Source organism: Bradyrhizobium betae (genome assembly GCF_008932115.1).
GTDB classification, from domain to species: Bacteria; Pseudomonadota; Alphaproteobacteria; order Rhizobiales; family Xanthobacteraceae; genus Bradyrhizobium; species Bradyrhizobium betae.
On record NZ_CP044543.1, the window covers coordinates 1,094,348 to 1,105,558 of the forward strand.

An 11,211-nucleotide genomic window follows, 5' to 3' on the forward strand; every position below is an offset into this window, starting at 1 on the left:
TCCTTCACGAGAAAATGCCGGAGCGCGCGATGGAGCTGAAGTTTTCAAAGGTGGAACGCAAGGGGCCGATCACGATCGTCACGCTGTCGCGGCCCGAGGTCTACAACGCGCTGCACACCGATGCGCATTTCGAACTGCAAAAAGTGTTCGACGATTTCTCCGCCGACCCCGAGCAGTGGGTTGCGATCGTCACCGGCGCCGGCGACAAGGCGTTCTGCGCCGGCAACGATCTGAAGTGGCAGGCGGCGGGCGGCAAGCGCGGCTGGGACAAGGGCGGCTTTGCCGGCCTCACGGCGCGGTTCGACTGCGACAAGCCGATCATCGCCGCGGTGAACGGCGTCGCCATGGGCGGCGGCTTCGAGATCGCGCTCGCCTGCGACCTGATCATCGCGTCGGAGAATGCGACCTTCGCCCTGCCCGAGCCGCGCGTCGGTCTAGCGGCGCTTGCCGGCGGCCTGCATCGGCTGCCGCGGCAGATCGGGCTGAAGCGCGCGATGGGCATGATCCTCACCGCGCGCCATGTCGGCGCCAAGGAAGGTTTCGAGCTCGGCTTCGTCAACGAAGTGGTGCCGCAGGGCGAGGCGCTATCAGGCGCGCTGCGCTGGGCCGAGATGATCACCAAGAACTCGCCGATGTCGATCCGGGCCTCGATACAGACCATCCGGAAGGGGCTTGGCGTCTCGCTGGAGCAGGCGATCGAGGAACAGCGCGAATACCCGGCGGTGAAGGCGATGGTGGCCTCGCAGGATTACATCGAGGGGCCGAAGGCGTTCTCGGAGAAGCGGCCGCCGAAATGGGTGGGGAAGTAGGGCGCTTTCCGCGGAGACATGCAGTCAAACCACCGCTGTCATGCCCCGGCTTGACCGGGGCATCCAGTACGCCGCGGCTTCGCGGTTCAATCACCGCCGTCTCTGGAATACTGGATCGCCCGCCCCAGTGCGCAAGTGCGCACAAGGCGGGCGATGACACCGAGTATGGAGGCACGCCTACCCGCCTCGCCCCTGCTCCCGCTTGTAGGACGCGTAGTTCGGCTGATCGACGGCGAGCTTGTCCATCGTGGTCGCCCATAGATGCTCCGCAAGCCCGGGCGTTGACAGATCAACCTCGCCCTTGGCGATGCGCTCGGCGAGCGCGCGGTTGAGGTCAGTCACCGAGCCATCCATGCCGAGCAGCGCGCGCAAGCGCTCCACTTCGGCGGCGTCGCTCCCCTCCTCCCGCGTCAGCTGCCGCGTGACGAGATCGAGGATGTTGATCGCGACACGCAGCTTGAAGGCCTGGTGGCCGGAGATCAGCGGGGTGATGTCGTTGCGGAGGAAATCGGCCACCGCCTTGGTCAGCTCGATCGGGGTCGGTTCGTCCTGCATGTCTCAACTCCCGCGCGGCGCCAGCAGCCGCAACAGATCGATCTCGGTCTCGGAGGCGCGGCGGCCGATCATGGCGCGCTCCATGGAATGATCCGGACCTTCGCGGAACCGCTGCATCATGCCGCCGCACATGATGCCCCAGCGCAGCGTCCCCATCACTTCCCAGAACTTGACCCGCGCCGGATCGCATTTGCGCCCCGCAGCCTCGTAACCCGCGAACAGCTCCTCGCGTGACCCAAAACCGCCGACCGGCTTGTCGATCTCGCCAAAGCGCCAGGAGTTGACGCAGACCCAGCCGAGATCCTCCATGGGGTCGCCGAGATGGGCGAGCTCCCAGTCCAGCACGGCGCGGACGCCGTCAGCGCCGATGATGAGATTGCCGTTGCGGAAATCGCCGTGCACCAGCGTCGTCTCGGCCGAGGGGCCGGGATCGTGGTCGCGCAGCCAGCGCAGCGCCAGCTCGAATACGGGCTTGGGCCAGTTCAGGCTGCGATAGTCGCGCTCGAACTCGTCAATCTCCTGCGTCGCGCCGCGGCTGCGCAGTTCGGGCAATTTGTCCTGCGGCAACTTGTGCAGGCCGGCGAGCACGCCGCCGATCTGCCGCGCGAGATGCGGCCGCGCCGCCGCGTATTCGTCATCGCGCAGAATCTTGCGCGCGATGGTCTCGCCTTCGACCCGCTGCATGATGAAGCCGGTGCCGAGCTGCTCATCCGGCGTCAGCACATGCATCACGCGCGGCGACGGCACGCCCGCCTCGTAGGCGAGCTGCATCAGCTGCGCTTCGGCGGCAAGACCCGCCGCGCGGGTCGGCGCTGCGCCATAGCCCTTCGGCGAGCGGCGCAGGATCGCGCCGATGGGCCCATCGGTATGCACGATGTCGAAACGCCACGTCTCCTGACTGGCGCCGCCCGACAGCTTTGCCGCGCCGGTGACGCCGGTCGCGCTCGGGCACCAGCGCTGAACGCTGCGGGAAAGTTCGGCCTCGATCATTTGCCTTTGATCATTTGCCGTTGAACTTGGCCGGACGCTTCTCCAGGAAGGCACCGACGCCTTCACGGAAATCCTCCGTGTCGCCGGCGCGCAGCTGGCACTGGAATTCGAGATTGAGCTGATCCTCGAAGGAGTTTTCCGGGCTGTCCCAATACAGCTTGCGGATCAGCGACAGCGCCACGGTCGGGCCGCTGGCGAGGTCGCGCGCGAGCTTCATCGCCTCCTCCATCAGCACGCCGTCGTCATGGACGCGGTTGACGAGCCCCCATTCCAGCGCCTTCTCCGCCGGCAGGCGCTCGCCCAGCAGCGACAATTCGACCGAGCGCGCCTTGCCGATCAGGCGCGGCAGCAGCCAGGTCGAGCCGCAATCCGGCACGAGGCCGATGCGGCGGAACGCTTGCAGAAAATAAGACGATCGCGCGCACAAGATGATATCGCCGAGCAGCGCGAAGCTCATGCCGGCGCCTGCGGCCGGGCCGTTCACCGCGGTCACGATCGGACAATGCAGGTTGCGGATGCGGCGCAGGAACGGATGGAAGCCGGTCTCGAGCGTCATGCCGGCCTTGGTCTTCTTCGACTGGTTGTTGCGGCCCTGCAGGTTGGCGCCGGTGCAGAACGCCCGCCCCGCACCGGTCAGCACGACGCAGCGCACCTCGTCCTTCTTCTCCTCGATCGCATCGAGCGCGTCGGAGAGACCACCCAGCATGTCCACGGACACCGCGTTCATCACCTCCTGATGGTCGAGCTTGAGGATCGCGACCGAACCATCGAAATCGAGCGTGACGTGTTTGAACTGCATGGTTTCCTCGTCAGTTGCGGGCGGCGATGTTTCGCAGGCCGGAATTGGTTTTGTCCGGCGCATATTTGATTTTTGTCGCGGCCTTGTCCATGGTGGTCCGAACATACCTTGTCGTCGTATCGCACAATCTTGCGCGCACAGGCTGGCGCGTGCAGACCTAAGAAACATCGCCAAAAACAGGAAACGCCCCATGAGCATCTTCGACCTCTCCGGCCGCGTGGCCGTGATCACCGGCGGCAATGGCGGTATCGGGCTCGGCATCGCACAGGCGCTTGCCGCCCAGGGCTGCAACGTCTCGATCTGGGGCCGCAATGCTGACAAGAACAAGGCTGCTGCCGCGAGCATGGCGGGGCTATCAGGCAAGGTCGACAGCCGCATCTGCGACGTCACTGATCCCGCCTCGGTCAATGCCGCGATGAAGGCCACGCTCGATACATTCGGCCGGGTCGACGGGTGCTTTGCCAATGCCGGCATCGGCGGCGGCGGTCGGCGCTCCTTCATCGAGCGCACCGAAGAGGAATGGCGCACGATGTTTGCGACCAACCTCGACGGCGTGTTCCATGCATTCCAGGCGGCGGCAAAGCACATGACCGACCGCGCCAATGCCGGCGATCCCTTCGGCCGGCTGGTTGCGACCTCCAGCCTCGCCTCGATCTTCGGCACCGCGCGCAACGAGCATTATGCTGCGACCAAGGCCGCCATCAACGCGCTGGTGCGCGCGCTGGGCGTCGAGCTGGCGCGCCACGGCGTCACCGCGAATGCGATCCTGCCCGGCTGGATCAAGAGCGACATGACCGCCGGCATCATGGCCAACGAGAAGTTCGTCGCCAACGTCATGCCGCGGATTCCGATGCGGCGCTTCGGCGAGGCCAGCGATTTCGGCGGCATCGCGGTGTACCTGATGAGCAAGGCGTCATCGTATCACACGGCGGATACGTTCGTGATCGACGGCGGATATACCGCGTTTTGATTTCTTGTAGGGTGGGCAAAGCCGCACTTGCGGCGTGCCCACCATCAGCATTTTAGATTGTCGTGGTGGGCACGCTGCGCTTTGCCCACCCTACGGCTTCTCGTTTTGTCAGCGCAGAAGGGAATGTGCAAATGTTTTCACACATCATGATCGGCACCAACGACCTCGACAAGGCCAAGGCTTTCTACGACAATCTGCTCAGCACCCTCGAGGTGCGGCCCGCCAGGGTCGACGGGCACCGCATCTTCTACATCACCAAGACCGGCGTATTCTCGGTGTCGAAGCCGATCAACGGCGAGCCCGCGACCTGCGCCAACGGCGGCACCATCGGCTTTGCCTGCGCTTCGCCCGAGCAGGTCGATGCCTGGCACGCAGCCGGCCTCGCCGCCGGCGGCGCGTCGATCGAGGATCCCCCCGGCGTGCGTCAGGGCCCGGGCGGCAAGCTCTATCTCGCCTATTTGCGCGACCTCGACGGCAACAAGATTTGCGCGATGCACCGGATGCCGAACTGATTGCTGCAGGACGCTGTCATTCCCCGCGAAGGCGGGGAATCCAGTACGCAGCGGCTTCTCCGTGAATCGCTGACGTCACGGAGTACTGGATCGCCCGGTCAAGCCGGGCGATGACAACGGTGGGTGCGGCCCGCGCCTGCCCGCCTCACCATTCAAACAACATTTCAAACGCCCCCGCGATATTCCATCGCGTGGCATGGTTCACGTGAAGAACGGCTCGCGTGAAATGCGCGCTCGCGCTTTGGCCGCGCTGCGACTATTCTTTCGTCCAACGCGATCTCAGTGACCCCGGGAGGAACAATGACAAAACACGCCTACATACCCCGCACCACCAACTACACCCTCAATCCCGGCGACGAGCTCAACGACCTGCGCATGTCGGACCAGGTCCGGCCGCTCTACGATCACGTCAGGAAGTTCATCCGCGACACTGTCGAGCCGATGTCGATCGAGTTCGCCAAGGCGGGCGAAGGCAAGCAGGATCGCTGGAGCTTCACGCCGAAGCAGCTGGAGGTGCTCGAGGTCGCCAAGAACAAGGCGAAGAAGGAAGGCCTCTGGAACTTCTTCCTGCCCGATGACGACACCGGCCAGGGCCTGAAGAACCTCGATTACGCCTATATCGCCTCCGAGCTCGGTAAGAGCCCGCTGGCCTCCGAGACCATGAACTGCTCGGCGCCCGACACCGGCAACATGGAAGTGCTGGAGCGCGTCGGCACCAAGGAGCAGAAGGAGAAGTGGCTGAAGCCGCTGATGAACGGCGAGATCCGCTCGGCCTATGTCATGACGGAGCCGAACGTCGCTTCTTCAGATGCCAAGAACATCTCGACGACCGCCAAGCTCGTTGGCGACGAGTGGGTCATCAACGGCGAGAAATACTACATCTCCGGCGTCGGCGATCCCCGCTGCAAGATCCTCATCGTGATGGTGAAGACCAGTCCGGATGCGGCGCCGAGCAAGCAGCAGTCGCAGATCCTGGTGCCGCGCGACACGCCCGGCGTCGAGGTGCTCGGGCCCATGTACGTGTTCGGCCAGGACCACGCGCCGCGCGGCCACATGCACATGCGCTTCAACAACGTGCGCGTGCCGAAGGAGAACATGCTGCTCGGCGAAGGCCGCGGCTTCGAGATCTCGCAGCTCCGCCTCGGACCCGGCCGCATCCATCACTGCATGCGCACGATCGGCAAGGCCGAGAAGGCGCTCGACCTGATGGTGCAGCGTGGCCTCACCCGCGAGGCCTTCGGCAAGAAGATTGCCCATCTCGGCGGCAACATGCAGATCATCGCGCAGGCGCGCTGCGAGATCGAGGCGATGCGGCTGATGGTGCTGAAGGCCGCCAAGGCCATGGACGTGCTCGGCAACAAGGAGGCCCGCGTCTGGGTCTCCATGGTCAAGGCCATGGTGCCCGAGCGCGCCTGCAAGATCATCGACCAGTCGATCCAGATGCACGGCGCCACCGGCATCTCGCACTGGACCCCGCTCGCCGAAATGTATCAGGACGTGCGCCATCTGCGCTTCGCGGATGGTCCGGACGAGGTGCACTGGATGGTGGTGGGACGGCATGAGCTGAGCATGGCTTAAGAGACTCTCTCCTCTCCCTCTCCCCGCTCTTACGGGGAGGGGTTGGGGTGAGGGGCTGCTTCAACGAATTCAGTATGAGACGGACTCGTGGAGAGTCCCCCTCACCCGCCGCGCTCGGGCGATGCTTCGCATCGCTCGGCGCGCGTCGGCCTCTCCCCGCAAGCGGGGAGAGGCGAAGAAAGCAACGGAGCCCCCATGGACTACGCCGCCAGCGAGCTGACGCCACGCGAGCGCTACAAGGTGCTGACGTCCTTCATCCTGCCGCGGCCGATCGCGTGGGTGACGACGGTCGGGCCGACCGGCGTGGTCAACGCCGCGCCGTTCAGCTTCTTCAACGCCTTCTGCGAGGATCCGCCGCTGTGCATGTTCGCGGCGAACCGCAAGCCTGATGGCCGGGACAAGGACACGTTCCTCAACATCCAGCGGACCGGCGAATTCGTGGTCAACATCGCCGACGAGCCGCTGGCGAGAGCCATGCACGAGAGCAGCGGCGATTTTCCCCCTGACATCGGCGAGCCCGACTATCTCGGGCTGAAGCTCGCGGCGTCGAAGACGGTCGCAGTGCCGCGGCTGGCCGACACGCCGTGGGCGATGGAGTGCAAGCTCTGGAAGATGATCGACGTCAACGACGATCGCCGCCTGATCATGGGCGAAGGCCTGCACTTCTACATCCGCGACGAACTCTGGGACCACCAGGCGATGCGGGTGCACATGGATCGCTATCACCCGATCGGGCGCATGTTCGCCGACCGCTATTGCCGCACGGACGACCGCGTGGTGTTTCCGGCGGCCGAGGGTGTGAAGGGGAAGTAGGGCGTGGGCGCTTCCCTTACCTCGCCCCGCTTGCGGGGAGAGGTCGGATTGCGAAGCAATCCGGGTGAGGGGGACTCTCCGCAAACCAAACTCTCACCGTCCTTGCGGAGACTCCCCCTCACCCCAACCCTCTCCCCGCAAGCGGGGCGAGGGAGCGCACCAACTACGTCGCCGGCGCGACCTTGTCCTGGGTCTTCGTCTCGAAATCGGATGCGTCGTGGCGTTCGTGCAATTGGCTGGCGGGATCGCCGGAGACGCGATTGACCATGCGGCCGCGCTTCACGGCGGGGCGCTGCGCGATCTGGTCGGTCCAGCGCTGCACGTTCTTGTAGTCCTGCACCGACAGGAATTCGCCGGCGCCGTAGACCAGCCCCTTGGCGAGCGCGCCGTACCAGGGCCACACCGCGATATCGGCGATGGTGTAGTCCTTGCCCGCGAGGTATTCGTTGTCGGCGAGGCGCCGGTCGAGCACATCGAGCTGGCGCTTGACCTCCATCGCAAAGCGGTCGATGGCGTATTCGATCTTGAACGGCGCGTAGGCGTAGAAATGGCCGAAGCCGCCGCCGAGATAAGGCGCGCTGCCCATCTGCCAGAACAGCCACGACATCGCCTCGGTGCGGGCCTTGATCTCCTTCGGAAGGAAGGCGCCGAACTTCTCGGCGAGATAGAACAGGATCGAGCCGGACTCGAACACCCGGATCGGCTCCGGGCCCGAGCGGTCCATCAGCGCCGGGATCTTCGAGTTGGGGTTGATGTCGACGAAACCGCTGCCGAACTGGTCGCCGTTGCCGATCTTGATCAGCCAGGCGTCGTATTCGGCGCCCTTGTGACCGAGCGCCAAGAGCTCCTCCAGCATCACGGTGACCTTCACCCCGTTCGGCGTCGCCAGCGAATAGAGCTGCAGCGGATGCTTGCCGATGGGCAGCTCCTTGTCGTGCGTCGCGCCGGCGATGGGGCGGTTGATGCTGGCGAACTGCCCGCCGTTCTCCTTGGTCCAGGTCCAGACTTTGGGCGGCACGTAGGGGGCGTCGGTCATGCGGGGGCTCCGGCGGAAAGATGCGCCTGCATTAATTAGCTCGCGAACGGCGGATGGCAAGCCCTGCCGGCCCTGCGTCCGGCGCGGGCCTCAAGGCCGCGTCATGCGTCCAGCTTGCTAGCAGCCTGCGCCGCTAATGATCACCCCATGGTCCGTCCAGGACGCAACGCCTGCGCGCAAGATACTCGCCCAAATCCGGCGTGGCATCGCAGACCTATGAGGGGCTGGCGTCGAACGCGCTCGCAAGGCAAAACAACGCGAAGGCCGCCGGGAGAGAGCCATGAAATCGCCGATCTGCGACATGCTGGGAATCGAGTTCCCGCTGCTCGCCTTCAGCCATTGCCGCGACGTGGTTGCCGCCGTCAGCCGCGCCGGCGGTTTTGGCGTGCTCGGCGCGACCGTGCACACGCCCGACACGCTCGAACGCGAGCTGAAATGGATCGACGCGCATGTCGACGGCAAGCCCTACGGCATCGACGTGCTGATCCCCGAAAACATCTCGACCGCGGGCGAGAAGGACGTCACCTGGAAGAGCCTGGAAGCCCGGGTGCCGCAAGAGCATCGCAGGTACACGCGCGATCTCCTGAAGAAATACGACATCGAGCTGACCACGACTGATGTGGCCGACAACCAGCCGCAGCCGTTCGACGCGAAGACGGCGCTGGCATTGCTCGAAGTCTCCTTCAATCATCCGATCCGCCTGATCGCCAATGCGCTCGGCGTACCGCCGAAAGCGATGATCGAGATGGGCAAGAAGCATGGCGTGCCGGTCGCGGCGCTCGTCGGCGCCAAGGAGCATGCGCTGCGCCAGGTCGCGGCCGGCGTCGACATCCTCGTGGTGCAGGGCACCGAAGCCGGCGGCCATTGCGGCGAGGTCTCGACCCTGGTGCTGGTGCCGGAGGTGATCAAGGCGATCAAGCCGATCCGCGACGTGCCGGTGCTGGCTGCGGGCGGGATCATGACAGGGCGGCAGATGGCGGCCTGCATGGCGATGGGCGCGGCCGGCGCCTGGACCGGCTCGGTGTGGCTTGCCACCGTCGAGGCCGAGACCACCGAGATATTCCGCGAGAAGATGATCGCCGCGTCTTCGCGCGATGCGATCCGCTCGAAGGGCCGCACCGGAAAGCCGGCCCGGCAGCTCCGCTCGGTCTGGACCGATGCCTGGGACCGCGCGCCGGAGAGTCCGGGTTCGCTGCCGATGCCGCTGCAGAGCATCATCAGCCGCGACGCCTTCAACGCGATCGATCGTGCGGCGGCAGGCGGCAACGCGCGGGCACGCGACCTCGTCAGCTATTTCGTCGGCCAGGGCGTCGGGTTGATCGACAGCGTGAAGTCCGCCGGCGCCGTGGTGCAGGAGTTCAAGGAAGACTTTGCCGAAGCCGTCGAGCACATGAATGCGCTGGTGGAGTAGCAACTGCCCCGTGGCCGAAGTCGTGCCCGTGGCCCATCCTTCGAGGCTCGCTCATCGGCGCGATGCGCCGCTGAACGAGCACCTCAGAATGACGCCTCCCCCGTAGCCGTCATCCTGAGGTGCCGTAGCGTAGCGAAGGCCTCGAAGGACGACGGCGTGCCAAGATCTCAAACGTGAAACAAGAAAACATGACCAGCATCCCCGAAGACCGCATCCCCGTCATCGTCGGCATCGGCGAGATCGTCGACCGCCCCAAGGAGATCACCGAGGGCCTCGAGCCGCTCGACCTGCTCGAACAGGCGCTGCGGCGCGCCGAAGCGGATGCGGGCGCAAAGCTGCTCGGCGAGGTGCAGTCGCTCGACGTCGTCAATTTCCTGAGCTGGCGCTATCGTGATCCCGAGAAGCTGCTGGCGCAACGCCTCGGCATCACGCCCGCGCATTGCTATTACGGGCCGGTCGGGGGCGAGAGCCCGATCCGCTTCATCCACGAGGCCGCCAAGCGCATCGCGCGCGGCGAATGCAGCGTCGCGGCGGTCTGCGGCGCGGAAGCGCAATCGACCGCGACCAAGGCCGAGCGCGCCGGCGCGAAGCTGCCATGGACGCCGTTCGCCCATGACGTCGAGGAGCCGAAGCGCGGCGCGGCGTTCCAGAAACCGCTGGCGGTGACGCTCGGCGTGTTTCGCCCCGTCACGGTCTATCCGTTCTACGAGGCGGCCTCCTCCGCGCATTGGGGACAAACACCACGCGAGGCGATGGCGGAGTCCGGTACGCTGTGGTCGCGATACTCCGAGGCCGCCGCGCAAAATCCCAACGCCTGGTTGAAGCGGCGCTATGCGCCGGACGAGATCACGACGCCAACGGCGGACAACCGCCTGATCGCCTGGCCGTACAACAAGCTCATGGTCGCCAATCCCAGCGTCAACATGGGCGGCGCGCTGCTGCTCACCAGCCTCGCCAAGGCGCGAGCGGCCGGGATTCCGGAGGACAAACTGGTCTACCCGCTCGGCGGAGCCTCCGCGGAAGAGCCGCGCGACTATCTGTTGCGCGACCAGTTCTACGAGAGCCATCCGCAGAACGCCGTGCTGAACGCCGTGATGGACCTCGCTGGCGGCGACGGCGGGAAGTTCGATGCGATCGAGCTCTACAGCTGTTTCCCCTGCGTGCCGAAGATGGCGCGGCGGACGCTGGGCCTCGGCGCCGACGTACAACCGACCGTGACCGGCGGCCTCACCTTCTTCGGCGCGCCGCTCAACACCTACATGACGCATGCGGCCTGCGCGATGGTGCGCCGCGTGCGCGATGGCGCAAGGCTCGGCCTGCTCTACGGACAAGGCGGGTTCGTCACCAAGCACCATGCCCTGGTGGTGTCGAAGAGCTCGCCGCGCGAGGCGCTGGCACAGGAGACCAGCGTGCAGGCTGAAGCTGATCGCAACAAGCGAGCGGTGCCGGAGTTCGTGACGGAGCCGAGCGGCACGGGCAAGGTCGAGAGCTTTACCGTGCTGTACGGCCGTAGCGGCGATGTCGAGCACGGCGTGGTCATGCTGCGGACGCAAGACGACCGGCGCACGCTGGCGCGGATTCCAGCGAGTGACAGCGCGACATTGGCACACCTGCTCAACATGGACCGCACGCCGGTGGGTTCGCTCGGCGAGATCATGATGGCCGCGGATGGCGTGCCGGAGTGGCGGGTGGCTTAGTCAGCCCTCGTGTCCCGGACGCGGTGCGGCATGCAATGCCG

11 protein-coding genes are annotated in these 11,211 nt (G+C 65.6%); 7 read left to right on the plus strand and 4 right to left on the minus strand.

Going from position 1 to position 11,211, the window contains the following annotated elements; genetic code table 11:
- Nucleotides 1–29 precede the first annotated feature (29 nt).
- Nucleotides 30–809, plus strand: coding sequence for an enoyl-CoA hydratase-related protein (locus F8237_RS05355; protein WP_151642745.1), 780 nt, complete (start codon nt 30–32; stop codon nt 807–809).
- Between the two features lie 177 nt (nt 810–986).
- Here the strand turns inward: F8237_RS05355 and F8237_RS05360 are convergent, their stop codons facing one another.
- The 3 genes from F8237_RS05360 to F8237_RS05370 are packed head-to-tail and all read right to left on the minus strand — an operon-like array spanning nt 987 to nt 3,153.
- On the minus strand, nt 987–1,364 hold the full coding sequence (locus F8237_RS05360; protein ID WP_151642746.1) for a DUF6285 domain-containing protein: 378 nt from the start codon (nt 1,362–1,364) through the stop codon (nt 987–989).
- Between the two features lie 3 nt (nt 1,365–1,367).
- Nucleotides 1,368–2,354 (minus strand): phosphotransferase family protein, encoded by a 987-nt coding sequence (locus tag F8237_RS05365; protein WP_151642747.1) that lies wholly within the window; start codon nt 2,352–2,354, stop codon nt 1,368–1,370.
- Nucleotides 2,355–2,364: 10 nt separating this feature from the next.
- A complete protein-coding gene (locus F8237_RS05370; protein ID WP_151642748.1) occupies nt 2,365–3,153 on the minus strand; it encodes an enoyl-CoA hydratase/isomerase in 789 nt (262 codons plus the stop codon).
- A gap of 190 nt (nt 3,154–3,343) precedes the next feature.
- Here F8237_RS05370 and F8237_RS05375 point away from each other — a divergent pair, with 190 nt between their 5' ends.
- The 4 genes from F8237_RS05375 to F8237_RS05390 all read left to right on the plus strand — a co-directional run bounded on the left by F8237_RS05375 (nt 3,344) and on the right by F8237_RS05390 (nt 7,026).
- Complete coding sequence (locus tag F8237_RS05375; RefSeq protein WP_151642749.1) at nt 3,344–4,123, plus strand: SDR family NAD(P)-dependent oxidoreductase; 780 nt, start codon at nt 3,344–3,346, stop codon at nt 4,121–4,123.
- Nucleotides 4,124–4,254: 131 nt separating this feature from the next.
- Nucleotides 4,255–4,635: a VOC family protein gene (locus tag F8237_RS05380; RefSeq protein ID WP_015687542.1), complete on the plus strand. Its 381-nt coding sequence runs from the start codon at nt 4,255–4,257 to the stop codon at nt 4,633–4,635.
- A 300-nt stretch (nt 4,636–4,935) separates the two neighbouring features.
- Nucleotides 4,936–6,213 (plus strand): acyl-CoA dehydrogenase family protein, encoded by a 1,278-nt coding sequence (locus F8237_RS05385; RefSeq protein ID WP_151642750.1) that lies wholly within the window; start codon nt 4,936–4,938, stop codon nt 6,211–6,213.
- A 195-nt stretch (nt 6,214–6,408) separates the two neighbouring features.
- Nucleotides 6,409–7,026, plus strand: coding sequence for a flavin reductase family protein (locus F8237_RS05390; protein WP_151642751.1), 618 nt, complete (start codon nt 6,409–6,411; stop codon nt 7,024–7,026).
- A gap of 163 nt (nt 7,027–7,189) precedes the next feature.
- Here the strand turns inward: F8237_RS05390 and yghU are convergent, their stop codons facing one another.
- Complete coding sequence (gene yghU, locus F8237_RS05395; RefSeq protein WP_151642752.1) at nt 7,190–8,062, minus strand: glutathione-dependent disulfide-bond oxidoreductase; 873 nt, start codon at nt 8,060–8,062, stop codon at nt 7,190–7,192.
- Nucleotides 8,063–8,342: 280 nt separating this feature from the next.
- Here yghU and F8237_RS05400 point away from each other — a divergent pair, with 280 nt between their 5' ends.
- Nucleotides 8,343–9,473 (plus strand): nitronate monooxygenase, encoded by a 1,131-nt coding sequence (locus F8237_RS05400; RefSeq protein WP_151642753.1) that lies wholly within the window; start codon nt 8,343–8,345, stop codon nt 9,471–9,473.
- Between the two features lie 188 nt (nt 9,474–9,661).
- On the plus strand, nt 9,662–11,170 hold the full coding sequence (locus tag F8237_RS05405) for an acetyl-CoA acetyltransferase (RefSeq protein WP_151642754.1): 1,509 nt from the start codon (nt 9,662–9,664) through the stop codon (nt 11,168–11,170).
- Nucleotides 11,171–11,211: the final 41 nt, after the last annotated feature.